Origin of the sequence: Mesorhizobium sp. LNHC252B00 (genome assembly GCF_000502955.1) — a bacterium.
In the GTDB taxonomy this organism is placed as follows: Bacteria; Pseudomonadota; Alphaproteobacteria; order Rhizobiales; family Rhizobiaceae; genus Mesorhizobium.
Window position 1 is genome coordinate 1 of sequence record NZ_AYWO01000031.1, and the last position, 22,440, is coordinate 22,440.

The 22,440-nt window shown below is 62.0% G+C and carries 25 protein-coding genes and 1 pseudogene; 11 read left to right on the plus strand and 15 right to left on the minus strand.

The window, feature by feature from the left end:
- Positions 1-617 (minus strand): annotated as a pseudogene (locus X744_RS144355) (peptigoglycan-binding protein LysM); the annotation flags it as partial.
- A 143-nt stretch (positions 618-760) separates the two neighbouring features.
- Here X744_RS144355 and X744_RS144350 point away from each other — a divergent pair.
- Positions 761-1,372 carry a TIGR00730 family Rossman fold protein gene (locus X744_RS144350; protein WP_023762050.1) on the plus strand — a complete coding sequence of 204 codons (612 nt, stop codon included), beginning with the start codon at positions 761-763 and terminating at the stop codon, positions 1,370-1,372.
- 296 nt (positions 1,373-1,668) lie between these two features.
- On the opposite strand, the gene X744_RS144345 is transcribed toward X744_RS144350, so the two are convergent.
- Positions 1,669-2,565, minus strand: a complete 897-nt coding sequence (locus tag X744_RS144345; RefSeq protein WP_023762051.1) for a LysR substrate-binding domain-containing protein — start codon at positions 2,563-2,565, stop codon at positions 1,669-1,671.
- Between the two features lie 110 nt (positions 2,566-2,675).
- Between X744_RS144345 and X744_RS144340 the strand changes: the two genes are divergently transcribed.
- Positions 2,676-2,966 (plus strand): muconolactone Delta-isomerase family protein, encoded by a 291-nt coding sequence (locus X744_RS144340; protein ID WP_023762052.1) that lies wholly within the window; start codon positions 2,676-2,678, stop codon positions 2,964-2,966.
- Positions 2,967-3,142: 176 nt separating this feature from the next.
- A complete protein-coding gene (locus X744_RS144335) occupies positions 3,143-4,141 on the plus strand; it encodes a transporter (protein ID WP_023762053.1) in 999 nt (332 codons plus the stop codon).
- An 11-nt stretch (positions 4,142-4,152) separates the two neighbouring features.
- Here X744_RS144335 and X744_RS144330 read toward each other — a convergent pair whose 3' ends face one another.
- The 9 genes from X744_RS144330 to cysS form a co-directional block, all read right to left on the minus strand.
- Positions 4,153-4,839: a glutathione S-transferase family protein gene (locus tag X744_RS144330; protein WP_023762054.1), complete on the minus strand. Its 687-nt coding sequence runs from the start codon at positions 4,837-4,839 to the stop codon at positions 4,153-4,155.
- Positions 4,840-4,849: 10 nt separating this feature from the next.
- On the minus strand, positions 4,850-5,776 hold the full coding sequence (gene rarD, locus X744_RS144325; protein ID WP_023762055.1) for an EamA family transporter RarD: 927 nt from the start codon (positions 5,774-5,776) through the stop codon (positions 4,850-4,852).
- 83 nt (positions 5,777-5,859) lie between these two features.
- A complete protein-coding gene (cimA, locus tag X744_RS144320; protein ID WP_023762056.1) occupies positions 5,860-7,476 on the minus strand; it encodes a citramalate synthase in 1,617 nt (538 codons plus the stop codon).
- Between the two features lie 187 nt (positions 7,477-7,663).
- Positions 7,664-8,623, minus strand: a complete 960-nt coding sequence (gene pip / locus X744_RS144315; protein WP_023762057.1) for a prolyl aminopeptidase — start codon at positions 8,621-8,623, stop codon at positions 7,664-7,666.
- Positions 8,620-9,096 (minus strand): GFA family protein, encoded by a 477-nt coding sequence (locus X744_RS144310; protein ID WP_031261007.1) that lies wholly within the window; start codon positions 9,094-9,096, stop codon positions 8,620-8,622. Before X744_RS144310 ends, pip begins: the two co-directional genes overlap by 4 nt.
- Positions 9,093-9,584: a GFA family protein gene (locus tag X744_RS144305; RefSeq protein ID WP_023762059.1), complete on the minus strand. Its 492-nt coding sequence runs from the start codon at positions 9,582-9,584 to the stop codon at positions 9,093-9,095. The genes X744_RS144310 and X744_RS144305 overlap by 4 nt, the downstream gene beginning before the upstream one ends.
- 6 nt (positions 9,585-9,590) lie before the next feature.
- On the minus strand, positions 9,591-9,977 hold the full coding sequence (locus tag X744_RS144300) for a VOC family protein (protein ID WP_023762060.1): 387 nt from the start codon (positions 9,975-9,977) through the stop codon (positions 9,591-9,593).
- Positions 9,974-10,381, minus strand: a complete 408-nt coding sequence (locus tag X744_RS144295; protein WP_023762061.1) for an endonuclease domain-containing protein — start codon at positions 10,379-10,381, stop codon at positions 9,974-9,976. Before X744_RS144295 ends, X744_RS144300 begins: the two co-directional genes overlap by 4 nt.
- A 241-nt stretch (positions 10,382-10,622) precedes the next feature.
- Entirely contained in the window at positions 10,623-12,056 is a 1,434-nt protein-coding gene (gene cysS, locus X744_RS144290) for a cysteine--tRNA ligase (RefSeq protein ID WP_023762062.1), read from the minus strand.
- Between the two features lie 387 nt (positions 12,057-12,443).
- Here cysS and X744_RS1000000172665 point away from each other — a divergent pair, with 387 nt between their 5' ends.
- The gene (locus X744_RS1000000172665; protein ID WP_023762063.1) at positions 12,444-12,599 is read left to right on the plus strand and encodes a hypothetical protein; all 156 of its coding nucleotides are present in this window, start codon (positions 12,444-12,446) and stop codon (positions 12,597-12,599) included.
- A gap of 51 nt (positions 12,600-12,650) precedes the next feature.
- Here the strand turns inward: X744_RS1000000172665 and X744_RS144285 are convergent, their stop codons facing one another.
- The gene (locus X744_RS144285; protein ID WP_023762064.1) at positions 12,651-13,412 is read right to left on the minus strand and encodes an SOS response-associated peptidase; all 762 of its coding nucleotides are present in this window, start codon (positions 13,410-13,412) and stop codon (positions 12,651-12,653) included.
- Between the two features lie 125 nt (positions 13,413-13,537).
- Here X744_RS144285 and X744_RS144280 point away from each other — a divergent pair, with 125 nt between their 5' ends.
- From X744_RS144280 to X744_RS144265, 4 genes are all read left to right on the plus strand, one after another.
- Complete coding sequence (locus tag X744_RS144280; protein ID WP_023762065.1) at positions 13,538-13,972, plus strand: NUDIX hydrolase; 435 nt, start codon at positions 13,538-13,540, stop codon at positions 13,970-13,972.
- Between the two features lie 93 nt (positions 13,973-14,065).
- Entirely contained in the window at positions 14,066-14,443 is a 378-nt protein-coding gene (locus X744_RS144275; RefSeq protein ID WP_031261008.1) for a TIGR02301 family protein, read from the plus strand.
- A gap of 461 nt (positions 14,444-14,904) precedes the next feature.
- The gene (locus tag X744_RS144270) at positions 14,905-15,162 is read left to right on the plus strand and encodes a hypothetical protein (protein WP_008874920.1); all 258 of its coding nucleotides are present in this window, start codon (positions 14,905-14,907) and stop codon (positions 15,160-15,162) included.
- 70 nt (positions 15,163-15,232) lie between these two features.
- On the plus strand, positions 15,233-16,003 hold the full coding sequence (locus X744_RS144265; protein ID WP_031261009.1) for a hypothetical protein: 771 nt from the start codon (positions 15,233-15,235) through the stop codon (positions 16,001-16,003).
- Positions 16,004-16,013: 10 nt separating this feature from the next.
- Here the strand turns inward: X744_RS144265 and X744_RS144260 are convergent, their stop codons facing one another.
- The 3 genes from X744_RS144260 to X744_RS144250 all read right to left on the minus strand — a co-directional run bounded on the left by X744_RS144260 (position 16,014) and on the right by X744_RS144250 (position 18,425).
- A complete protein-coding gene (locus X744_RS144260; RefSeq protein ID WP_023762068.1) occupies positions 16,014-16,742 on the minus strand; it encodes a nucleotidyl transferase AbiEii/AbiGii toxin family protein in 729 nt (242 codons plus the stop codon).
- 70 nt (positions 16,743-16,812) lie between these two features.
- A complete protein-coding gene (locus tag X744_RS144255) occupies positions 16,813-17,040 on the minus strand; it encodes a hypothetical protein (RefSeq protein WP_023762069.1) in 228 nt (75 codons plus the stop codon).
- A gap of 53 nt (positions 17,041-17,093) precedes the next feature.
- Complete coding sequence (locus X744_RS144250; RefSeq protein WP_023762070.1) at positions 17,094-18,425, minus strand: dihydroorotase; 1,332 nt, start codon at positions 18,423-18,425, stop codon at positions 17,094-17,096.
- A gap of 75 nt (positions 18,426-18,500) precedes the next feature.
- Here X744_RS144250 and X744_RS144245 point away from each other — a divergent pair, with 75 nt between their 5' ends.
- From X744_RS144245 to X744_RS144235, 3 genes are all read left to right on the plus strand, one after another.
- Positions 18,501-19,361 (plus strand): folate-binding protein YgfZ, encoded by an 861-nt coding sequence (locus tag X744_RS144245; RefSeq protein WP_023762071.1) that lies wholly within the window; start codon positions 18,501-18,503, stop codon positions 19,359-19,361.
- On the plus strand, positions 19,361-19,996 hold the full coding sequence (locus X744_RS144240) for an HD family hydrolase (RefSeq protein WP_023762072.1): 636 nt from the start codon (positions 19,361-19,363) through the stop codon (positions 19,994-19,996). The genes X744_RS144245 and X744_RS144240 overlap by 1 nt, the downstream gene beginning before the upstream one ends.
- A gap of 61 nt (positions 19,997-20,057) precedes the next feature.
- Entirely contained in the window at positions 20,058-22,196 is a 2,139-nt protein-coding gene (locus X744_RS144235) for an EAL domain-containing protein (protein WP_031261011.1), read from the plus strand.
- Positions 22,197-22,440 lie beyond the last annotated feature (244 nt).

The window sequence follows — 22,440 nt, forward strand, 5'->3', positions numbered from 1 at the left end:
GGAACGGTGAGCAGTTCGGCCGGCTTGCCCGGCTCCTCGACCATCGCCAGCACCTGGCCGGCCGCATTCTTTGGAACCGAGACGACTGCGGTCTGCACCGACGGCGTCACGACATCGCCGGTGGTCGCGCGCAGGGCAATCGTATAGTCGCCAGGCTTCAACGGATCGTCGAGCACGATGACAAAGGCGCCGTCGGGACCGGCGACCGTCGAACCGAGCACGGGCGCGCCGTTGAGGATCTCGACCTTCGCGTTGGGCGCTGCGTTGCCGGCAATCACAATGGAGCCATTGCTCTCGACGCGCACGACATCGAAGGACGGTGCGATCGGACCGGCTGCAGCGGGCGCTGCCGGAACCGCTGCACCCGTTGCCGGTGCGGCTGGCGCCGTTGTCTGGGGCACAGCGGCGGGCGCGGCCGGCACAGCCGCTGCTGGAAGCCGCGCTTCCGTGCCGGGGTCAGCCGATTTCGGCGCCGCGGGCGGCGTCAAGGCCGCCACTTGCGCCGGCGGCGTCGGATTAAGATACGGGTCGAGCGCACCCGAAACATAGGCGGTCCCCGCGGCCGCAACGGTCCCACCCGCCACGAACAGGAACGCCTTCAATGGATTAATCACCATATTTCTCTACCCCTTAGCCACCTAACGCCGGTCTAGCCTGTTTTGCCCATGTCGACAAGAAAGAGGGACCGACAAGAAAAAGCCCGAGCTTGTTGACCCTTGGGGCTTGACCGCGCTTTCAGACCCAATCACCAATCATCAGCATGAACACGATTCGATCCGTTTGCGTCTATTGCGGCTCGTCTCCGGGCCGCGATGAAATCTATATCAAGGCCGGGCACCTGCTCGGGCGCTCGATTGCCAAAGCGGGCCTGCGGCTGATCTATGGCGGCGGCACCAAAGGCATCATGGGCGCCGTCGCCGAAGGCGCCTTGCGCGCGGGGGGCAAGGTGACGGGCATCATTCCGCGCTTCCTGATCAATAGGGAGGCAACGGAAACCGCGCTTGACCGGCTCGACGAACTCTTGATCACCGACAACATGCACGAGCGCAAACACAAGATGTTCGAGAAATCCGACGCCTTTGTGGCGCTGCCGGGCGGCATCGGCACGGTCGAGGAGATCGTCGAGGTCATGACCTGGGCGCAGCTCGGTCATCACCGCAAGCCGATCGTCTTCGGCAATGTCGGCGGATTCTGGGATCCGATGCTGGCGTTACTCGATCACATGGCCGCCGAGGGCTTCATCCACACCGCGCAGCGAGTCAGGCCGCTGGTGGTCGACGACCCCGAAGCAATCGTCGCCGCCATCATGGTGGCTGGGTCCTCCGTCGACGCCCCGACCGAGGGCGTGCAGTCGGTGATAGACAAGATGTGAGGCAGTAGAGAATAGGCAGTGTGAATGCCGGGGGACGGCAACCCTACTGCCTACTGCCCAGGGCAACGAACTCGGGTTAACGGGTTCCTTCGGAGCCTTCGCCTGCGCATTGGCTGACGGAGCATCAAACGAAAAACCCGCCTTTGCGGCGGGTCACTGGCGCAAATCAGCACCATGGCCGAATATATACCATAGCTGAGGGCACGGAATCAAGAAAAAATTCCTATTACCAGCACAAAAGCCGACACCGCCGAACTGTCGTCAGGTCTTTGTTAACCTGGGTGCGGAGCCCTAGCCTACTGCCTACTGCCTACTGCAGCTGCCTGCCGCAAGCCGGCGATCACCGCGCGGCGGTCATGACGACGCCAGGCAAGATAGATGGAAACCGTGCGCTCGAACCATGGCAGGTCGCAAAACACGATCCGCGGCGGAGCGGCGGCACGCAGGCTGGCCTGCACCGTCGCCAGGCCGAGACCGGCGCTGACCAGACCGAGCGAGGTCAGCGGGTCCGCCGTCTCATAGGCGATGTCGGGCAGAAAACCGGCTTTGGCGCATGCGACAAGGAATTGCCCGCGGTTGGTGTCGTCGGGCTGGCGCACGACCGTGATCCAGGTGCGGCCGTCGAGGTGATGCGGCCCGATCTCCGATATTTGGACAAGCGGATCATCTTCGGGGATCGCCAGCACCAACGGCTCATGCCGCAGCGCCATGGCGGCGACATCCGGGTCATCGTCGGCTGGCGGCGAATAGACAAAGCCCAGATCGAGCACCCGCTGCCGCAACCCCTCCAGCTGCGCCGCCGAACGCAGGCTTCGCAACTGAAGGTGAAAGTCTGGCCGGTCGCGGCGGAACTGGCGCAGCATGCCTGCGACAAGCCCGGCGTGCACGGCGCCTTCGACGTAGCCGATGGCGAGACGGCCGACGGCGCCGCTGGCCAGGTTGCGGCCGAACTCCTCCAGTCGTCGCGCATTGGACAGCAGCGAACGGGCCTCCGCGAGGAAGGCGCGACCCTCGGCATTGAGATGGACCCGCTGCTTCGACCTCTCAAACAGGGAGACGCCAAGCTGCTCCTCGAGCTGCATGATCTGCCGGCTGAGCGGCGACTGCGAGATATGCAGCATCTCGGCGGCGCGACCGACATTGCCGGCTTCGGCGACGGTGACGAAATACCTGATCTGGCGCAGGTCGAACATTTTTTCTCCGAGGTTCCAAGTCCTCACGGGTCTTAACTATAGCCTAATCAGTCTTGGACAGTCTGACCAGTGGGAGTGATACTCGGCCATCCCAACCAAAGGAGACCGACATGCAGTTCTTTGCCCTTCTCACTCGCAACACCGAAAAGTTTACCGATGCCGATTTCGCGCCGCTGCTGCCCGGTGAGGCCGAACAGCGCCGAACGCTTTACGCCGAAGGCGCGGTCCGCCAGGTATGGAACCGCGGCGATATACCAGGCAGTGGCATGATGTTCGAGGCCCGCAGCGACGCAGACGTGCGCGGCCATCTCGCCACCTTGCCCCTGATCAAGGCCGGCATGATGGATATCTCCGCAATCGTGCCGCTCAATCCTTACCCTGGGTTCGGCCCGAAGCGTTGAGAGGACGCAATCCGGTGGCGGCGAAGGCGTCACCACCGGATTGACGCGGCGATCGACAGGCTGTGATCGGCTGTCAAGAAACCGTCACACGATACCGGCTTCGCACGTGCTAGAAATTGGGATCAGGCGACCGCCACGCGGCGCCATGTTCGAAACCTGAATCTGGCGCCTCGCCCATGGATATCGCTCTCGCCCCGGAAGGCACCGACCTGTCGCCTTACCTGCCTGATGAGCACGGGTTGTTCTTCATCTATCACTTCACCGCAGAGGGCGTGCGAACCAGGGACGCCGCGGCCGCGCACTGGACATGGCGCAGCTACCAGATCACTGACCTGCACGCACGCCAGGAGATCGGCGCCGAAAGGGCTTTGCCGGGGCCGGTGCGCGACGCCTTCCTTGCTCCGAGCCATGGCTGCCACATCGACTTCGAGGATGGCTGGCTCTATGGCGATCTGCCGGATCTCAGGCACGACTTTTCGGAGGCGCGCGGACTCGTCCATTTCCGCTTCGCCTTCAACGACACGATGCTGATCGGCGCTCGCAAGCAGCCGCTGGAATCGGTCGACGCCGTCCGCAAGGCGGTGGAAAATGGATCGCGGAAATTCCGCTCGCCGGCGGAACTGATAGAGGCGGTCACGGGCCAGTCGCTCGACGGCATGTCGGCCGAGCTCCGCAAGCTGGGCGACACGCTCGACGGCATCGAGGACCGTGTCGTGCGCGATGCATGGCACAATGAACGACAAGCGCTGGTCGAGGCGCGCCGACAATTGGTGGTGATCCATCGGCAGATGGCGACGATCACCAATCTGTTCCGGCATCTCGATCATTCGCATCGCAACGAGCTGCCTGACCCGATCAACGACATGGCGGTCAGGCTCTCGCAACGGGCGCATACGCTCTATCACGACGGCGAGCAGTTGCAGGCGCGCACTAGGCTGTTGCAGGACGAGCTGATGGCCAAGCTGACCATGCAGTCGAACCAACTCCTCTATGTCCTCTCTGTCATGACGGCGGTGCTGTTGCCGATGACCATCATCTCAGGCCTGTTCGGCATGAATGTCGGCGGGCTGCCGCTGGTCAACACGCCGATGGGTTTTTGGGTGGTGTCAGCAGTATCGCTCGTTATCGCTGCCGCCACCTATCTGTTCGTCAGGCGGCTCGGCCGGGGGATGTAGCACGGCAGCTTTCACGCCGAGGCGCGAAAATCCTCGAGGACGGTGCCAGCGGCGGCGACTTCCGCTTCATGGTCGGGCTCGCGCCAGGTCTCGGCAAGGCCAGCCGCATACCATTCGCGCATCGCCGGCAAGGCAAGCAATTGCGCCGGATAGGCGACGGCCGCCCCTTCGAAAACGAGCCCGTACGACTGAGCCCGAAATGCCACGGGAGCAAAGACGGCGTCGACGGCAGTAAAATGAGCGCCGGCCAGAAACGGCCCGCCGAAACGGGCGAGACCATCGTTCCAAAGATCGCCGAGGCGAAAGAGATCCTGCTTCAGCGCGTCGGACATCGGAAACGGCTTGACCCGCACGCCGCAACTCATCGGACAGTCACCGCGCAGTGCGGTGAAGCTCGAATGCATTTCGGCGGCGGCCGAGCGTGCCCAGGCGCGTGCCTTGGCTTCGACGGGCCAAACGCCATGATGGCGCTCCGCCAGGTATTCGGCGATGGCGAGCGAATCCCAGACCGCCCAACCATCGTCGATCAGGCACGGCACACGGCCGCTGGGTGAAAACGACCGGTAGAGCTCCCAGCTCGATCCGGTCGGGAATGGCGTCAGCCGCTCCTCGAATGGGATATCCAGCGCTCGCATCAGCACCCATGGCCGCAGCGACCACGAGGAATAGTTCTTGTTGGCCATATGCAGCAGGTACATCCGAAATCTCTTACTGTGCGGGCTTCGGCGCAGCCCTGCGCGCGGTCGTCAACATCGACCAGGAATACATCGCCAGTGCCGTCCAGATCAGCGCAAAGGCGATGGCCTGGGTGGTGCCGAAAGGCTCATCGAAAATCAGCACGGCGATCAGGAACACCATGGTCGGCGCGATGTACTGCATGATGCCAATGGTGGAGAGGCGCAACAGCTTGGCGCCGAAGGCGAACAACAGCAGCGGCACCGACGTGACCGGACCGCAGCCGATCAGCAATGCCGTATCGGCACCACTGCTGGATACGATGTGGTCCTGTCCGGTCACGATGAGATAAGCGATGTAGCCAAGCGCCGGCACCGACAGCAAAAGCACTTCGAGCAGAAAACCCTGGCTCGGGCCGATCGGCAGCGTCTTGCGAAAGAAGCCGTAGGCGGCGAAGGAAAACGCCAAGGCCAGCGACACCCAGGGCAGCTTGCCGCCCTCGATGGTCAGTACCGCGACGGCGACCGCCGCCACTACCACCGCTGCGATCTGAAGCCGGTCAAGCCGCTCGCCAAGCAACAGCGCGCCGACGACGACACTGACCAGCGGATTGATGTAATAGCCGAGCGCGGTTTCGACCGTGCGGTCGACCGCGATCGCCCAGACGTAGACGCCCCAGTTGACCGAGATCAGCGCCGCCGTCAGCGCGGCCATGGCGATGGTGCGGGGTGAGCGAAGTGCTGCCTTGAAATCCGCCGTGCGGCCGGCCCAGACCAGAACGGCGGCGGCGATCGGCACCGACCAGACGATGCGGTGGGCAATGACTTCGGCGAGCGGCAGATGCGCCACGGCCTTCATGTAGAAGGGCAGCATTCCCCATAGCAAATAGGCGCCCAGCGCCAGCAGAAAGCCGCGACGGGCCTTGGAATCAGCGTCCAGGGTGATTGCTTTGGTAGCCATGGGCCAACGCTATGGCCCAGCCACTTTGCCAAGACCATCGCAAAGTTCTGATGGATCAATGGACTTTCGCTGATGGTTCAACCCTATTCGGCAGCCACCAGCCCGGCCATCTCGCGGTTCTTCATCAGCTTGTAGACGATGGAATCCATCAATGCCTGAAATGAGGCGTCGATGATGTTTTCGGAAACACCTACCGTCCACCAGCGCGCGCCGGTGCCGTCATGCGATTCGATCAGGACGCGGGTGATCGCCTCGGTGCCGCCATTGAGGATACGCACCTTGAAGTCGGCAAGCTCCATATCGGCGATCTCGCCCTGGAATTTGCCGAGATCCTTACGCAGTGCGATGTCGAGTGCGTTGACCGGGCCATGCCCCTCGGCCACCGACATCTTCTCCTCGCCGTCGACCAGCACTTTGACGATCGCTTCGGACACCGTCTTCAACTGACCGTTGGCGTCGAAGCGGCGCTCGACCATGCAGCGGAACGAGGTGACCTTGAAGAACTCCGGCAGGCCGTGCAGCATCTTGCGCGCCAGGAGTTCGAAGCTGGCGTCGGCACCCTCATAGGCGTAACCCTCGGCCTCGCGCTCCTTGACCACTGATATCAGCGCATCGAGCCGGTGGTCGTCCTTCGGTACGTCGATGCCGCGCCGCTTCAGTTCGGCGAGGAAATTGGCCTTGCCGCCCTGGTCCGAAACCATGACGCGTCTGCGGTTGCCGACCGTTTCCGGCGGCACATGCTCATAGGTCGCCGGCTCCTTGGCCAGCGCCGAGGCATGGATGCCGGCCTTGGTGGCGAAGGCGGAGGCGCCGACATAGGGCGCCTGCGCTTCCGGAGCGCGATTCAAGAGCTCGTCGAAAGCCCGCGACAGACGCGAAATGCCGGTCAGCGCCTCAGCCGAAATGCCGGTCTCGAAACGATCGGCGAAGGCCGGCTTCAGCGCCAGCGTCGGCGCGATCGAGATCAGGTTGGCGTTGCCGCAACGCTCGCCGATGCCGTTGAGCGTGCCCTGGATCTGGCGCACGCCGGCCTCGACGGCGGCCAGGGAATTGGCCACCGCCTGGCCGGTGTCGTCATGGGCATGGATGCCGAGATGATCGCCTGACATACCGGACGAAATAACCTTCTCGACGATGGAGCGGACTTCCGACGGCTGCGTGCCGCCATTGGTGTCGCACAGCACCACCCAGCGCGCGCCTGCATCATAGGCGGTCCTGGCACACGCCAGCGCATAGCCGGGATTGGCCTTGAAGCCGTCGAAGAAATGCTCGCAGTCGACCAGCGCCTCCTTGCCGGCGGCGATCGCCGCCTCGACGGAGGCCTTGATGGCGTCGAGGTTTTCTTCGTTGGTGCAGCCGAGCGCGACACGGACGTGATAATCCCAGCTCTTGGCGACGAAGCAGATGGCGTCCGACTTCGATTGCACCAGTGAGGCAAGGCCGGGATCGTTGGACGCCGATACCCCTGCCCGCTTGGTCATGCCGAAGGCGACGAATTTGGCACGTGTCGTCCGCTTCTCCTGGAAGAAGGCCGTGTCGGTCGGGTTGGCGCCGGGATAGCCACCCTCGACATAGTCGAGGCCGAAGGCGTCAAGCAGCTTGGCGATGGCGATCTTGTCCTCGACGGAAAAGTCGATGCCCGGCGTCTGCTGGCCATCGCGGAGGGTGGTGTCGAAGAGATAGAGGCGTTGCTTTTTCATAGTCCTGCGGGTGCGCGAGCACCCCCCTCTGGCCTGCCGGCCATCTCCCCCTCAAGGGGGGAGATCGGCAGCTCGAATGCTCCGCCATCCCTTGCTGCGCCGAATATTTGCGAAAGCCGAAATGCAAGCCAATCTCCCCCCTTGAGGGGGAGATGTCCGGCAGGACAGAGGGGGGCGAATGGCACTGTCATTTCTTCCCCGCAAACCCATCCGTCGCGCGGATCAGCCGGTCGAGGATACCCGGCTCCGAATAGGCGTGGCCGGCACCCTCGATCAGGTGGAAATCCGCCGTTGGCCAAGCCTTGTGCAGCGCCCAGGCATAGCGCGCGGGGCACGGCATATCGTAGCGGCCGTGGACGATGGTACCGGGAATATCCGCAAGCTTGTGCGCGTCGCTCAGCAGTTGCCCTTCCTCAAGCCAACCGGCATGGACGAAATAGTGGTTCTCTATACGGGCGAAGGCCACCGCATAGTCATCCTGCCCAAACGGTTCGCTGGTCTCCGGTTCCGGCAACAGCGTGATGGTTTCGCCTTCCCACAGGCTCCACGCGCGCGCTGCCTCGATCTGGGCCTTGTGGTCGCTGCCGACCAGCCGCTTGCGATAGGCGGCCATCATGTCGCCACGCTCGGCCTCGGGGATCGGCGACAGGAACCGCTCCCATTTGTCCGGGAACATCTCCGAGACGCCGAACTGATAGTACCATTCGAGTTCGGCGCGCGTCAGCGTGTAGATACCGCGCACCACCAGTTCGCTGACCCGTTCAGGGTGCGTTTCGGCATAGGCCAACGCCAGCGTCGAGCCCCAGGAGCCGCCGAACACCAGCCATTGGTCGAACCCGGCCATTTCGCGCAGCCGTTCGATATCGGCGACCAGATGCCATGTCGTATTGGCTTCGAGCGAGGCATTGGGCGTCGATTTTCCGCAGCCTCGCTGGTCGAACAGGATGACGTCGTAAAGGCTCGGGTCAAACAGCCGCCGATGTTTTGGCGAGATGGTGCCGCCCGGCCCACCATGCAGAAATACCGCCGGCTTGGCGCCCTTGGTGCCGGAACGCTCCCAGTAGACCTGATGGCCGTCACCGACATCGAGCATGCCGGAATCGAACGCCTCGATTTCGGGGTAGAGGGTACGCAATTGACTGCTCATAGTTGCAAACCTTTGATCGGCCAGTCCGCTGTTTCATGGTCGGGGTGCTGGAAGGAGATGATCTGCTCCTGCCTCGCGTAGTAGTCGGGGTCTTGGTGAACGGGCTGGTCGAAGATCGTCTCCACCCAGGGCAGCCGCGCTGCGTAATTGACCTGGATCTGCGGTGCCAGGTCCGAACGATCGTCGAAGGCGCCGATGGCGATCTCCAGTCCACCAGGCTGCCGATAGGTAAGCGGCGTCCCGCAGCGGGCGCAGAAGCCACGATCGATGTTGACCGACGACTGGAAGTAACTCGGCTCTTCATGGGTCCATTCGACGCCATCCCTGGGCACCGTCACCAGCGCACCGAAGAACGAGCCGAACTGCTTCTGGCACATGCGGCAATGGCAGATCGAGGGACGGCCGAGCGCTCCATGAATGCGGAAACGCACGGCGCCGCACTGGCAACCGCCGGTTCTTACCTGATCGGTCATGACTTCTCCTTTGGCGGCCATTGTTCGGTGTCGTGGTCTGGATGCTGATAGGAGACGAGATCGGCCAGATAGGGGGCCGCCGACATATCGGCCATTGTCTCCTCGCCCGGCAGTTCCGGGATTGTGTCGACATAGGGCAGCTTTGCCTCAGTGCCCCACTGGATCAGCGGCACGATCTCCGCCGGATTGTCGAACGCACCGATCGCCAACCCGACACCATCCGGCGCGGTGAAGGTCAGCGGCGTGCCGCAATTGGCGCAAAAACCACGATCGACATGGTTGGATGAGCGAAAATATTTCGGCTCACCGCGCGTCCAGTCGAGCTTTGCCCCGCGCACTGAAACAAGCGGCGCGTAGAACGAGCCAAACGCCTTCTGGCACATGCGGCAATGGCAGATCGAAGCGTCTCCCAACGCGCCTTCGACGCGAAAGCGCACCGCGCCGCACTGGCAGCCGCCGGTATAGATCGGCCGGTTGTCGAGGCTCATCGCCGCTCACTCCGTGGCATGGCAGACGGCCTCGACATTGTTGCCGTCGGGATCGAGGACAAAGGCGGCGTAGTAGTCCGGGTGATAGTGCGGTCTCAGGCCCGGCCCGCCATTGTCCTTGCCGCCAGCGGCAAGCGCCGCGGCATGGAAGGCTTCGACCTCGGCGCGGCTGCGCGCGGTGAAAGCGACGTGCTGGCGGTCCCTCGGCTTGTCCTTGCCGGTACTCAGCCAGAACACCGGGCGGTCACGGCCGTAGCCACCGACCTTGGCGCCGCCGGTGTATTCGAGCGGCACCATGTAAAGCAGCGAGGCCCCAAGCGGCGCCATCGCCTTGTCATAGAAAGCCTTCGAAGCGTCGAAATCGGCAACAGTGATGCCGAGATGGTCGATCATGAAATTGCCTCCCTTGCTCGTTCGCCCGCCGGCATTTCGGCGCCGGCAAGGCCGGCCTCGATCACGATGTGCTGGCAGACATTGTCGATATCGCGAATGACGTCGTCGTTCCAGAAGCGCAGGATGGTCCAGCCGCTACTCTTCAAATATGCGCTGCGCTCTGAATCGCGCTCTACGTGCTCAGCGTCTGCGTCCTGGCTACCATCAACCTCAATGATCAGCTTTTTGTCCGAGCAGGCAAAATCGACGATATAAGGGCCGATTGGCACCTGCCGGCGGAAGCTTAAGCCCATTAGCCGATGCGCGCGAAGCTCGTTCCAGAGCTTCAGCTCGGCGTCGGTCATCACACGACGCATGGATTTTGCGTTCTTGCGCTGGCGTGATGGGACGAGGTCGTGACCCATCAGGCACCTTCGTACGAGAAGGCTGCTAAACGTTGCAGAACAGGTCTACTCGGTGGAGCTGCCAATCTCCCCCCTTGCGGGGGAGATGCCCGGCAGGGCAGAGGGGNTGGGGGAAGGCAGAAGGCGAGACAGGTTGGTGCGAGGCACCCCCCTCTGTCCTGCCGGACATCTCCCCCGCAAGGGGGGAGATTGGCTGTCGCCAGCGTCTCCGCCAACCTTGCAAAAGAGTTTCGCGCCAACCTCACCGTTTCACCTCCCAGGTTGTCACACGCTCCCCAGTGGCCGGGTCCTTGCCGTCCTTCAACTGTATACCTTGTGCAAGCAGTTCATCGCGGATGCGGTCGGCCTCGGCCCAGTTCTTCGCGGCGATGAATGCCAGGCGCTTGGCGATGGCCTTGGCGATGTAGTCTTCATCGACCTTCGCCGAGGCGACATCGAAGCCGAGGAACAGCAGCGACGCCTTCAGCGACGCAGCGGCATCGTTGCCGTCCGCGGCCTCGCCGGCTAACTGGGTCAACACCTGGAAGGCGGCATAGGTGGCGAGATCGTCGGACAAGGCATCGATGACTTCCACCGGCAACTGCCCCGCCGCCGGCGCCAGATCCGCCGCCCGCTTCCATTTGCGCAGCGTGTTCTCGGCCTCTTCCAGCTTGCGCACGGAAAAGTCGATCGGCTCGCGATAATGCGTCATCAGCATCGCCAGCCGCAGCACCTCGCCCGGCCATTTGCGGCCACCGAAGGTCTCGGTCTCCAGCAATTCATTGATCGAATAGAAATTGCCGAGGCTCTTCGACATCTTCTGGCCTTCGACCTGCAGGAAGCCATTGTGCATCCAGATGTTGGCCATCACATCGGTGCCGTGGGCGCAGCGCGACTGGGCGATCTCGTTTTCATGGTGCGGGAAGATCAGGTCGAGGCCGCCGCCATGAATATCGAAGACTTCGCCAAGATAGGCGGCCGACATTGCCGAGCATTCGATGTGCCAACCCGGCCGGCCTCGGCCCCATGGCGAATTCCAGCCCGGCTCCTCCGGCGACGACAGCTTCCAGAGGACAAAATCGCCGGGATTTTTCTTGTGCGCGTCGACGGCGACGCGGGCGCCGGCCTGCTGCTCGTCGAGATTGCGCTTTGACAATTGACCGTAGTCAGGCATCGACGCCGTGTCGAACAGGACTTCGCCCGCGGCAACATAGGCATGGCCGCGTTCGATCAGGCTTTGGATCAAGGTGATCATGTCCACCTTACCGTCAGCTCGGGGCTCGACGAATTCGGTGGCGCGCGGCTCGACCGTCGGCTCCAGGCAGCCAAGAACCGCCACGTCGCGGTGAAACTGGTCGGCGGTCTTTTCGGTGACCCGCCGGATCGCTTCGTTGAGCGAAAGCGTACCTGAAGCGATCTCGCCGCCAAAATCCCGCAAGGCGCGCGCGTTGATCTTGTCGTCGACGTCGGTGATGTTGCGCACATAGGTGACATGCGCCTGCCCATAGACATGACGCAGCAAGCGGAATAGCACGTCGAAGACGATCACCGGCCTGGCATTGCCGATATGGGCAAAGTCATAGACGGTTGGGCCGCAGACATACATGCGCACATTGCGCGCATCGATCGGGATGAAATCCTCCTTCGTCCGCGTCAGCGTGTTGTAGAGGCGCAGGCCCTTCGATGCGTCAGACATTCGTGCCTTCCCGGTCTGTTGTGTTCAGGAGCCCGCCTAGCGCCGAGGCGCAAGACCGGATTCCAGCCTGCTGGCCGGGGCGTTTGTCCAATCTGGGAAAGATGAGGCGAAAACGTCCGGACCAGCGCGAGGCTAGCCAATAATGCAAATGCCACAAATGGCGAAAGACGTTTTCATGGCCGGCTTTATCGCCTTGGCCAGTGTTGCCGTCAAGTCGCTAGTTTCGGCAAAAACGTCGCTGGATCACAGGTAATGATGCACAGAAACATTTTATTAAACATGTCGGCACAGTCATGAAACATTCGTCGACTAGATCAGCAGGCGTCACGATTTGGTCAGAATCGGCCATCAAACGCAGACACGAAAATGTTATCTGGGAAGAGAGACATGCCTCGCAGCAAGCAAGAATCCAACCGCGCCAAGCAACCGGCGCTGGCCAACCACTATCGCGCAGTCGGTCCTGCCGCGATCGTCGCCGCCCTTCTGCACACCGCGAAGAAGAACAAGCCGGCACAGAAGATCGTGTCGCCCCGCGCCGCCTGAAGCGGTGCGCGATGATGGCGCCGATATGCGCCTCTCAACAACGGCCTCAGGCTAAAACAGCGTCATCTGACTGTCGTTCGCGCCGGGCTTCAGTCGCTTGATCTTCTCGGGCTCCGGCCCGATCTCGCCCCGCTCCTGAATTTCCGGTCCGGTGTTCGTCACCTTGTTGACGAGGTCGGAGACGGGAATCGCCTCGAAGAAGTCCAGCTGCGCCGGCCTTAACAGAGCGGCGACGTCGCGCGGTTCGAGCGTGCGGCAATCCAGCCAACGAGCGAAATCCCGGGGATCGATCACCACCGGCATGCGATCATGGATATGCGCGATATCGGCATTGGCGTTGACTGTCAGGATGGCGCCGGTGTCCATTTCCGAACCGCCCGGCTCGGCATAGGTCTCGATCAATCCGGCAAAGGTGACCAACCCGCCATGCTTGGGTCTGATCCAGTAGGGTTGCCCCTTCCTGCCACCGGTTTGCCGCCATTCGTAGAAGCCGGAGGCCGGCACCAAAGCACGGCGATGGCGCATCGCGGCTTTGAACGAGGCCTTTTCGGCAGCGCTCTCAGAACGCGCGTTGAACAGCAGTGGAAACTCGCTGGTGTCCTTCACCCAGGTCGGGATCAGCCCCCAGCGCACCAGCATCGGCTGGCGGTCCGGCAGATTCGAGCCCGGCGCCCGCGGAGGGCCGGCGATCACCATCAGGACTGGCTGTGTCGGCGCGATGTTGTAGCGCGCCGGGAACTCCTCCAGTTCGGCCAAGCCCAGCACGGCGGCGGTCTGATATGGCGTCGCGGTCAAGGCAAAACGTCCGCACATTGTCTGTTGGCGCCCTCGAATGGTCTGGTTCAAAAGTGGCGATGGAACCAGCGTTGCGCAACCGATAAAGCTCGCCCATGCTGGGCGGTCCACAGCAGACCTACCTCCACGCCTGATTGGGATCCATGAACGAAGCGCGTAAGATACTGCCTGCAGTCTCGGTCGCCATCGTGCGCGCGGATACCGTGCTACTGGTCAAGCGAGCCCGGCAACCCTCGCGAGGACTCTATGCCTTTCCGGGGGGCAAGGTCGAACCCGGCGAAACGCTGGAGCAGGCTGCCGCCCGCGAACTGCTGGAAGAGACCGGCTTGCGGGCCACCGATTACCACCCGCTTCGGGAAATCCATATCGACGGCAGGGACGACAGCCACCCCGTCGATTATCTCCTCACGGTCTTCGGCGCAGCCTATGCCGGCGGTGAGGCGGTGGCCAGCGACGACGCCGAGACGGCTGCGTTCTATACGCTCAGCGAGATGGCGACACTGCCGCTTGCCGGCTCGGTGTTCGCGGTTGCCGAAGACTTGTTGAATCCCGGCGGACACGGCAGGCCCCAGTCCTGAAAATCGCCTTGCAGGCGACAAATTGTTTCGTCACAAAGACTTATGCTGTCTGGCAAAGCCAGAACGGCTTATGCCGTTCGGCAGAGAAGATTCATGAACCGTTCATCCATGCTCCTCGCCATATGCCTGTCCGTCAGCGCAGCCGTTTCGATACGGCCCGCACTTAGCGCCGAGTCGCCATTCGAGCCGGGGCTGATGCGATTGGCGGAGGTTTTGGGGTCGCTGCATTTCCTGCGCAATTTGTGCGGCGAGAAGGGCGACCAGTGGCGTGTCGAGATGGAGAAGCTGCTCGATTCGGAAAATCCGGATGCCGAGCGGCGCGCCCGCTTCATCGCCAGCTTCAATCGCGGCTATCGCTCCTTCGGCGGCACTTATACGCAGTGCACACCTTCGGCGACCGAAGCCATCAGCCGCTATATGAAGGAAGGCGAGACGCTGTCACGCGATATCGCCTCGCGTTACGGCAATTAGGCATGTCGCCCAAAATCGCGCAGCGGTTTTGGATAAGACGGCATAAATTAGAAAGCCTAAAGCGCGTCGCCTGACTCCAACGAAACGCGACGTGCTTTGGGCGTTTCAACTCCTCATCAACAATTATCCGGGCCATTGCCGGTGACAGCCGACATGTCCGGCTTGTGCCGGGCGATATCTTGGTGCAATCCTCATGTGGCGCTTCTGCAACAGTATTAACAAAACCTTATCGCGAGAATGCGGAATTAACTCAAACTGAAGGTTTTCGCCCCGCGTGCCGCGCTAATCGGCTAAGTTTGACTCGGGTCGAACGCAGCTTCGCGCAAGGCAACTGGGCTTTGTAAAAAGCGATCAAAAAAATGTCGTATTTACAAATACTTAATTGCCCCTGCGTGTGAAATGAACAGATCAGGCCTGATCCACATCGATGGATCGCTGCTTGAAAAGGTGGACATTCGCATATGGAACATGGTGTCAACGACATCGACGCGCTGGTCAGGGAAGAAAAACGCCTGACCGCCGTGGAAAGCCACAGCGAGGCCTGGGCGGAAGGTCTCTCCGCCGGCATAGAGCCCGAGATCATTGCCGAAGCAGCGCTCGAAACCGCCTTCGGTGAGATGTTGCGTGCCAATGGCGAGACCTCGGCCCTTGCCCTGCTCGACCGTATGCGTGAAAAGGTGATTGCTGGCGCCTTCGAACCTGAACGGCTGCGGCACTGAACCGACGTCCGGCTCTTTGACGACGGAACGCCGCTCGGGCGTCATGCCCGGAAGCAGGGAGATACGGGCAGTGAGTTTTTCGATGTCAGGCGAGCCGCGTGGCTTGGTCCTTTGCATCTGGTTCGCTGCTTGCTGTGCCGCGATTCCCCTGGTTGTATGTCTCGCAAGCAGCCCCGCTTATGCGCTGAGCGAGATCAAGCGCGAAGAGCTCCCTCCAACTGTCACGCAGCCGGCGGACGACGACATGTCGCCGCCAGGGAGCACCGTGCCGATGCCCAACCCGGTCGGCCAGCCGGCTGCTCCGGGCGAATCCGAGCCCGACAGCCCGGCAGATGGCGGCGTGACCAGGCCGCGCGTCGATCCGGACACGCCCCTGCCGGAGGTTGTCTACGATCTCGGCAAGCTGCCGGAACCGGTGCGGCGCATGCATGATCTGATCGTCGAGGCCTGCAAGGGCGGCGACATCGAAAAACTGCGGCCCTTGATCGGTACGGGCGGCAGCATGACTCAGATATCACTGACCGACATAGACGGCGACGTCATCGCCTTCCTCAAGGGTCTCTCGGGTGATCCGGATGGCCAGGAGATCCTTGCCATCCTTGAGGAGGTGCTCAATGCCGGTTATGTCCACCTCGATGCCGGCAAGCCCGAAGAACTCTATGTGTGGCCGTATTTCTTCGCCATGCCGTTGGACAAGCTGGATGCCAAGCAGCGGGTCGAACTGTTCAAGATCGTCACCGCTGGCGATTTCGACGACATGAAGCAGTTCGGCGCCTACATCTTCTATCGTGTCGGCATTACGCCCACCGGACAATGGACCTTCTTCGTCGCCGGGGATTGAGTTCCGCCAGCTACCGACGTGGTCCCTCGTCGATTCCGGCATCCGGCCATATACGAGCGCCTTCCTCTCGAAGAAGCGAAATAGTATCCGCCGCCACGCTGGAGTCCATTTGCAGGATATCGGCTGCGTTGCGCAGCTCGTCCTTGTCCTGAAGCTTGTTCACCACCCATGCGACCTTGTGCTGAATGTCTGGCCCGTAAGCAGTTTGCGCCTTGCCGAGCGCTTCGATCGGGATTTCGCCATACGCGTCAATCAACATTCCAAGATCGATAGCATCGCGATATGCAGTTGCGCGGTCCTGGCATCGATCGGCATTGGCCAGCAACTTCTCGGCAAACATGTCTGCGGGGACGAGGGTCGATACATTCAGATCGTTGTCGAAATGACCTTGCAGTCTGATGCGGCCTTCGCGGATGACTTCGAATCTGATCGATTGCCCTTTCAATCGTACAATCGTCCTCAAGCCATACTGGTCGATCTGGAAATCCCGAACGGCCTCCACGGGTGCGGGAAAGAACGCCCTAACTCCCCTTTCGGCCGCGCAGGTCCGCAGTTCGCGATAACCGTCAGCGTCGGCACACAGGAAGTCGACATCCAGCGACCGTCGGTATTCGCCGAATTTCATGACGATCGCCGTGCCGCCACCGAACCAGCATTGGTTTGCGGTCAGGAAACGGTGATCCATCAATCCGAGGGTTTCGGCAATGATCCGATGTTCAGGCTTCTTGAATTTCGTCATGATTTCCGCTCGCGGTGTGTCCCGTTGATGTTCCAGCTGCGAGGTAAAGATCAGAAGAGGGAGACGAACTTCAGACAGTGGTCAAAAGGATGCCGTGACCAAACTTGTCTGCCAGAGTCTGGATAAGCATCTTCTCACGCGACGTAAGGCGCTTTTGATCGACAAAACGCCAATTCCGCTCGTATAGCGCAAATGCCTCCTCGGCCGGAATTGGGCGTGCTGCATCGCGGTTCCAAGCAAGCGCTTGGAGTTCCGGGAACTCAGCAGGGACAATCATGGGCGCGAGATCGGCGTTCATATCCCAATTAACTTAGTGGATTGTCCTTAAAAAATCCAACGCCGTAGAAACAGCTACTCCGCCAATGCTTCGGAGAATTCCACCGCTTTGCCCTGGCTCGGCGTGGTAATCTCCCCTTCCCACATCACACGCAGGCCGCGAATAACGGTGCCGACGGGCCAGCCAGTCACTTCCCTGCCGTCGTAGGGCGTCCAGCCGGCTTTCGAGCCGGCCTGCGCGTTGGTGATGGTTTCGCGCCGCTTCATATCGACGATGGTGAAGTCCGCGTCGTAGCCGGCGGCGATGCGGCCCTTTCTCGCCATGCCGAAGATGCGTTGCGGGCCGTGGCTGGACAGGTCGACAAAGCGTTGCAGCGTCAATCGGCCGGCATTGACGTGGTCGAGCATGATCGGCACCAGCGTCTGTACGCCGGTCATCCCCGAGGGCGAGGCCGGATAGGGCTTTGCCTTCTCGGCCAGCGTGTGCGGCGCGTGGTCGGAGCCGAGCACGTCGACGATGCCTTGCGCAATGCCCTGCCAGACGCCGTCGCGATGACGCGCGGCACGCACTGGCGGGTTCATCTGGATCAGCGTGCCGAGCCGCGCATAATCGTCCGCGCTCAGCGTCAAATGATGCGGCGTCGCCTCACAGGTCGCGACATCCTTGTGCTGTTCGAGGAACAGGATCTCCTCGGCCGTCGAGATGTGCAGGACATGGATGCGGGCGCGAACATTGCGCGCGATGCATACAAGCCGTTCGGTGCAGCGCAAGGCGGCGATCTCATCTCGCCAGACCGGGTGCGATGACGGATCGCCATCGATGCGTCCGTTCAGACGCTCGCGCAGCCGGAACTCGTCCTCGGAATGAAAGGCGGCGCGACGGCGCGTGTTTCGGAGGATCGATGCCACGCCCTCGTCGTCCTCGACCAGCAGATCGCCGGTGGACGAGCCCATGAAGACCTTGATCCCGGCCGCGCCCGGCAGCCGCTCGAGTTCGCCGACATCTTTCGCATTCTCGCGCGTGCCGCCGACCCAGAATGCGAAATCGCAGTGCATGCGACCGCTGCCGCGCCGAACCTTGTCGGCAAGCGCTGCCTCGCTGGTGGTCAAAGGATTGGTGTTGGGCATCTCGAACACGGCGGTAACGCCGCCAAGCACCGCCGCGCGCGAACCCGTTTCCAGATCTTCCTTGTGCTCCAGTCCAGGTTCACGAAAATGCACCTGGCTGTCGATGACTCCCGGCAGGATATGCAGGCCGCGGCAGTCGATCGTCTCGCCGGCCGAAGCCTGGCGGAGATCGCCGATGGTGGCGATGCGCCCGTCCTTCACGCCGATATCGCGGACCCCTTCGCCATCATGGTTGACCACTGTGCCGCCTGTCAGGATGAGGTCGTAGATCATGGCCATGCTCTCTTGCGGGGGGAGTGCCAGCGGCTTACGTAAAGGCCGACCATTTTGCAAGATCAGGCTGCTTTTCCGCCCATGCCCTTTGCCCAGCTCAAAGACCGCGCCCTCATTTCCGTCTCGGGTCCCGATGCCGAGCATTTTTTGCAGAACATCCTGACCACCGATCTCGACATATTGGCTCCTGGCGAAGCGAAGCCCGGCGCGCTGCTGACGCCGCAAGGCAAGATCCTTTTCGATTTCCTGATCTCGCGCGCCGGAGAGAATGCATTCCGGCTCGAATGCCGTGCCGATATCTCGGACGATTTCATGCGCCGGCTGACGCTCTACAAACTGCGCGCCAAAGTCGAGATTGCCAAATCCGATCAGGCGCTTGTCACCGTCGCATGGGGACCTGAATCAACGCCCTCACAATCCGATTCAACGGCGGTGACCGACACGCGCTTTCCGAGCGGCGCCGTCACGCGCTCCTATAGCAAAACCGATGATCGAAGCGACCTCGCCGCATGGCACGCCTTCCGTATCGCCGGCGGTGTTGCCGAAAGCGGCAGCGACTACCAACTTGGAGACGCTTTCCCCCATGACGTGCTGTTGGACGAAACCGGCGGTGTCGGTTTCAGAAAGGGCTGCTATGTCGGCCAGGAGGTCGTCTCGCGCATGCAGCATCGCGGCACCGCCCGGCGGCGCGTACTGATTGCATCGGCCGACAGGTCCCTACCCGCATCAGGCACCGAGCTAACCGTCGCGGGACGGTCGGTTGGCACGCTCGGCTCGACTGTCGGCACGACCGGTCTGGCCATTGCCCGCATCGACCGGATCAAGGCGGCGATCGACGCCGGTCAGCCGATCATGGCCGGGGACGCCACCGTTTCACTTGCCATCCCGGCTTGGGCAAAATTCGCCTTCCCGCAGGAAGCCGTCAGCGCGGAGGAGGCCTGATGGCGGCCGACCGTGTCGGCGCGCCGGCACGCGCCTGGCAGCGCATGCTGTCGGGCCGCCGACTCGACCTGCTCGACCCCTCGCCGCTCGATATCGAGATTTCGGACATTGCGCATGGGCTCGCCCGCGTTGCCCGCTGGAACGGCCAGACCAGCGGCGAACATGCCTTCTCGGTTGCCCAGCACTCGCTTCTGGTCGAGGCGCTGTTCTGCGATCTGATGCCTGAGGCTTCGCCCGATGCGCGGCTGGCCGCGCTGCTGCACGACGCCCCCGAATATGTCATCGGCGACATGATCTCACCGTTCAAATCGGTGATGGGCGGAAGCTACAAGGACTGTGAGTTGCGGTTGCAGCGCGCGATCCATCTGCGCTTCTCGCTGCCGCCGGAACCAGCTGCCGCGCTGCGCAAGGAGATCAAGCGCGCCGACCAGATCGCCGCCTATTTCGAGGCGACGCTGCTTGCCGGGTTTTCGACCGCCGAGGCGACCGAATTCTTCGGCCGTCCGCGCGGCTTCAATGCCGACCGCTTCGACCTCACGCCGCGATCGGTGACCTGGGCGCAGAATGCGTTCCTGAAGCGGTTTTCCGCCATCGAGAGGTCGCGGCATCAGGCTTCGGCGTCCGCGGTCGGCTAAAACGCTAAATTAACCGGCGGCGACCACAGTAGCTCGTTCGATGACGATCCGCAGGCGCCTCATGCCCGTCGCTGATGCCAAGGGTGGTTCGGCCGTCCCGGATCGGGAGCCCGAAGGCATGGATCGCTCGCGCCATATGGAAGACGAACTGCGCGAACGGAACGAACGTTTTTCGGCCGCGGTCGAAAACATGTCGCATGGCCTTTGCATGTTCGACGCCGACGAGCGGATGATCATCTGCAACGGCAATTATATCAACATCTTCTGTCTCGACCCCAAGGTGATACGGCCCGGCATCCCGTTCCTCGACATTCTGCGCCATAGCGTCGACATAGGCATCGCCTCGGAAAGCGCCGAACAGCTCTACGCCATCCGCAAGCCCTATATCGACCAGGCAAAACCCTCGACCTATGAGGAGACGTTGTCGGATGGTCGCATCATCAACATCTCGCATCGCCCGCTGGCTCTGGGCGGCTGGGTCTCGATCTACGAGGACATCACCGAACAGCGGCGCGCCGAACAAGAGCTCAAGGAGCAGCACCGCCGCTTCGACGCCGCGCTCGCCAACATGTCGCAGGGCCTGCTGATGTATGACGCCGATGGCAAGATGATCGTGCGCAACGGGCGTTTTCTGGAACTCTACAAAGTCACCGCGGCGGACTTCCCGCTCGGGACGACGCACCGCGACGCACTCGAACGATTGCTGGAACTTGGCATCTATACGAAGATCGACGTCGATAGCGAAGTCGCCAAAACCGAAGCCTGCCTAGTGGCAGGGAAAATGCATTCGGCGTATCGGCATCTTACCGACGGCAGGACGATTCTGGTCACACGCCAGCCGATGAGCGGCGGCTGGGTGGCGACCTTCGACGACGTCACCGAACGCCGCCGCACCGAAGAGCGCATGACACATCTTGCGCATCACGACACGCTGACCGGGTTGCCCAACCGCCAGATGTTTCGCGAACGCCTCGATCTTGCGTTGGAAGATCCGGCGGCTACGCCGCTAGCAATCTTCTCGCTCGATCTGGATCGCTTCAAGGCCATCAACGACAGCTGGGGGCACCCGGCCGGCGACTGGCTGCTGAAGACCGTGGCCGACAGGCTGCAGCGTTGCCTGCGCAGTGAAACGGATGTCGTCGCCCGTTTCGGCGGCGACGAATTCGTCATTATCCAGTTCAATTTCAAGGGTATCGCCGATGCTGAGAAACTGGCGAAGCGGATCGTCGAAACGATCGCAAAACCCTTCCGCGACAAGAGCCGCGATATGCATGTCGGCATCAGCATGGGCATCGCTGTGTTTCCCGACGATGGCAGCGACGCCGATACGCTGCTGAAAAACGCCGATACGGCGCTCTACCGGGCGAAGAGCGAAGGGCGCAATCTGTACCGTTTTTTCGAGCCCGGAATGGACGCCATGGTGCGGGCACGACGCGCACTCGAGACCGACCTCGAGGCAGCGCTGCCTCGACAGGAGTTCGATCTCGATTTCCAGCCCATCATGAACATCGCCTCCGGTGAGATCGTCGGTGCCGAAGCCTTGATGCGCTGGCATTCGCCAGAGCGGGGCACGGTGGCGCCCGACAAGTTCATTCCGGTCGCCGAAGAAATCGGACTGATCGTGCCGCTTGGCGAGTGGGCGCTGAGAAAGGCTTGCACCGCTGCGGCAGGCTGGCCGGCCGGCCTGCGCATCGCGGTCAATGTCTCGGCCGTGCAGCTCAAAAGCGGCGGCTTTGCCCGTAGCGTCATCTCGGCTCTCGCCTTTTCCGGCGTGCCCGCCGACCGGCTGGAACTGGAAATAACCGAAACCGTGCTGATGGATGAGAGTGAAGCCGTGCTGAGGACATTGCGGCAGTTGCGCGGGCTCGGCATTCGCATCGCGCTCGACGATTTCGGCACCGGCTATTCCTCGCTCGGTTATCTCAGGCGTTTTCCCGTCGACAAGATCAAGATCGACCGTTCGTTCATCCACGACCTGGGCAATCGCGACACTGCGGCGATCGTTCGCACCGTCATCGGGCTGGGTGCCGAGCTTGGCATCACCGTCACCGCCGAGGGTGTCGAGACCGAGGCGCAGCTCGACATGCTGAGAGGCAATGGCTGTAACGAGGCGCAGGGCTATCTGATCGGCGTGCCGTCAAAGGCGGCCGATATTCAGCGCCTGTTAGAATCCCGTTCGGTGCATAGCCAAACCGGGTGAGCGGCCGTCATCAGCGTAGCATCTCGATGTATTTGCCGTGAAAGCTGACATAGCTCGGCTCTACCACCTTCAAATGCCCTCCGATCAGCGTATGAAACTGCGGCAGTTGATGAAATGGCACACCGCGTGATGCTCGGCATGCAAGCCTATGCGGTTTATGTCAGCCGCGATGTGATGCACACGGAGCTCGCCCGGTCCCCATCACGAAAGGTGCGGTAAATTTCCTTGCGAATTCAGCCGGCAA

What these genes read in the sequence shown, in the direction of transcription:
- X744_RS144350 (WP_023762050.1), top strand. Translation starts at nt 761, where the DNA reads ATGAACACGATTCGATCCGTTTGCGTCTATTGCGGCTCGTCTCCGGGC.
- X744_RS144345 (WP_023762051.1), bottom strand. Translation starts at nt 2,565, where the DNA reads ATGTTCGACCTGCGCCAGATCAGGTATTTCGTCACCGTCGCCGAAGCC.
- X744_RS144340 (WP_023762052.1), top strand. Translation starts at nt 2,676, where the DNA reads ATGCAGTTCTTTGCCCTTCTCACTCGCAACACCGAAAAGTTTACCGAT.
- X744_RS144335 (WP_023762053.1), top strand. Translation starts at nt 3,143, where the DNA reads ATGGATATCGCTCTCGCCCCGGAAGGCACCGACCTGTCGCCTTACCTG.
- X744_RS144330 (WP_023762054.1), bottom strand. Translation starts at nt 4,839, where the DNA reads ATGTACCTGCTGCATATGGCCAACAAGAACTATTCCTCGTGGTCGCTG.
- rarD (WP_023762055.1), bottom strand. Translation starts at nt 5,776, where the DNA reads ATGGCTACCAAAGCAATCACCCTGGACGCTGATTCCAAGGCCCGTCGC.
- cimA (WP_023762056.1), bottom strand. Translation starts at nt 7,476, where the DNA reads ATGAAAAAGCAACGCCTCTATCTCTTCGACACCACCCTCCGCGATGGC.
- pip (WP_023762057.1), bottom strand. Translation starts at nt 8,623, where the DNA reads ATGAGCAGTCAATTGCGTACCCTCTACCCCGAAATCGAGGCGTTCGAT.
- X744_RS144310 (WP_031261007.1), bottom strand. Translation starts at nt 9,096, where the DNA reads ATGACCGATCAGGTAAGAACCGGCGGTTGCCAGTGCGGCGCCGTGCGT.
- X744_RS144305 (WP_023762059.1), bottom strand. Translation starts at nt 9,584, where the DNA reads ATGAGCCTCGACAACCGGCCGATCTATACCGGCGGCTGCCAGTGCGGC.
- X744_RS144300 (WP_023762060.1), bottom strand. Translation starts at nt 9,977, where the DNA reads ATGATCGACCATCTCGGCATCACTGTTGCCGATTTCGACGCTTCGAAG.
- X744_RS144295 (WP_023762061.1), bottom strand. Translation starts at nt 10,381, where the DNA reads ATGGGTCACGACCTCGTCCCATCACGCCAGCGCAAGAACGCAAAATCC.
- cysS (WP_023762062.1), bottom strand. Translation starts at nt 12,056, where the DNA reads ATGTCTGACGCATCGAAGGGCCTGCGCCTCTACAACACGCTGACGCGG.
- X744_RS1000000172665 (WP_023762063.1), top strand. Translation starts at nt 12,444, where the DNA reads ATGCCTCGCAGCAAGCAAGAATCCAACCGCGCCAAGCAACCGGCGCTG.
- X744_RS144285 (WP_023762064.1), bottom strand. Translation starts at nt 13,412, where the DNA reads ATGTGCGGACGTTTTGCCTTGACCGCGACGCCATATCAGACCGCCGCC.
- X744_RS144280 (WP_023762065.1), top strand. Translation starts at nt 13,538, where the DNA reads ATGAACGAAGCGCGTAAGATACTGCCTGCAGTCTCGGTCGCCATCGTG.
- X744_RS144275 (WP_031261008.1), top strand. Translation starts at nt 14,066, where the DNA reads ATGAACCGTTCATCCATGCTCCTCGCCATATGCCTGTCCGTCAGCGCA.
- X744_RS144270 (WP_008874920.1), top strand. Translation starts at nt 14,905, where the DNA reads ATGGAACATGGTGTCAACGACATCGACGCGCTGGTCAGGGAAGAAAAA.
- X744_RS144260 (WP_023762068.1), bottom strand. Translation starts at nt 16,742, where the DNA reads ATGACGAAATTCAAGAAGCCTGAACATCGGATCATTGCCGAAACCCTC.
- X744_RS144255 (WP_023762069.1), bottom strand. Translation starts at nt 17,040, where the DNA reads ATGAACGCCGATCTCGCGCCCATGATTGTCCCTGCTGAGTTCCCGGAA.
- X744_RS144250 (WP_023762070.1), bottom strand. Translation starts at nt 18,425, where the DNA reads ATGGCCATGATCTACGACCTCATCCTGACAGGCGGCACAGTGGTCAAC.
- X744_RS144245 (WP_023762071.1), top strand. Translation starts at nt 18,501, where the DNA reads ATGCCCTTTGCCCAGCTCAAAGACCGCGCCCTCATTTCCGTCTCGGGT.
- X744_RS144240 (WP_023762072.1), top strand. Translation starts at nt 19,361, where the DNA reads ATGGCGGCCGACCGTGTCGGCGCGCCGGCACGCGCCTGGCAGCGCATG.
- X744_RS144235 (WP_031261011.1), top strand. Translation starts at nt 20,058, where the DNA reads ATGCCCGTCGCTGATGCCAAGGGTGGTTCGGCCGTCCCGGATCGGGAG.